This window comes from Micromonospora sp. NPDC049679, assembly GCF_040659735.1.
Taxonomy (GTDB): Bacteria; Actinomycetota; Actinomycetes; order Mycobacteriales; family Micromonosporaceae; genus Micromonospora_I.
Map to the genome: position 1 here is coordinate 1 of NZ_JBFANZ010000100.1, position 1,063 is coordinate 1,063.

Consider the following 1,063-nt stretch of genomic DNA (forward strand, 5'->3'; position numbering starts at 1 on the left):
TCATCCGGTGCTCTTCCGATCCCAAACAACAACCGAAAATCCCGCGACAACGCCCAGCGGTCGCGGTTGGCGTACTCCGCCATTTCATCGAGGGTGATCGGCCGGCCCAAGGCGCTGTGGATAAATTCCCGCGCGCGTTCGGCGGCGCGGTAGTCGAAAGTCTTGCGATTGACCGTGATGCCCGAGGCATTGTTCAGCGCCTGGGCCAGGTCAAACATTGCGTCCTGTTCCTGCAACGGATCAATCGGGCAATCCAGGCTTTGCAGCAACACTTCACTGGCGCGGTACAGCCACGGGTCGCTGGACAGCCCGCCGGGAATAAACGGTAACGGCTTGCCACCGAGCACTTGCTGGATCAGCGCCGGCTCCACGTAAATCATCCGGTATTTGAAACCTTCCTCGCTGCCGGCCCAGCCGTCATGCACTTCATCGGGATGGATCACCATGGTCCGCCCCGGCAGACTGTGGGTCATGCCGCCGCGATAGTGAAAACTCTGCACCCCGAACAGGGTACGGCCGATGGCATAGGTGTCGTGGCGATGAGGGTCGAAGCCAAACCCGGCAAAATACGCCTCGATACGCTCCAGGCCACTGGCGTGGGGCGCGCGGTGCAGCCAGTCGAGAGAGGGTTTGATCATGGTGTCAGTCGCAGGTCGGGACGCAAATACGTTACCCCAGTGTGACCGGGCTGTCTGCTGCGGTCTTGAACGATTGTGCCACTGCTGAAATTTCGGGGGGCAGTATCGGTTTTGTGTTAAGGTATCGCTAACCATTAAAAAATGATTGTTTTACAATAATTAATCGTTTATTTTTCCGCCTCAAATTTCTGAGAGGCTTACCCATGAATTCCCAACGTCTTGCCCAGCTCAGCCAGCGCATGGCATTGCTTACCCTGTTGTTGATCGTCGCCATACTGCTGCTCAATACCGCCGCGTGGCTTTACCCGGTGCAAAGCGCTTCGTTCGGGTTTGGTTTCGCCCTGAGTGGTCAACAGATCGAGGGACGGGCGGAGATCGTTGCGACGTTCCCTTGGTGGCAGACACTGGGCGGCGTCCTGCTCTCC

2 protein-coding genes are annotated in these 1,063 nt (G+C 57.9%); one reads left to right on the top strand and one right to left on the bottom strand.

Features of this window, described 5'->3' with window-relative positions:
• The coding region (locus AB0J06_RS26405; RefSeq protein ID WP_357432380.1) for an AraC family ligand binding domain-containing protein at positions 1-638 on the bottom strand (638 nt) is incomplete at its 3' end.
• A gap of 203 nt (positions 639-841) precedes the next feature.
• Here AB0J06_RS26405 and AB0J06_RS26410 point away from each other — a divergent pair.
• Positions 842-1,063, top strand: a 222-nt coding sequence (locus AB0J06_RS26410) for a hypothetical protein (RefSeq protein ID WP_357432382.1), incomplete at its 3' end; no start/stop codon positions are given.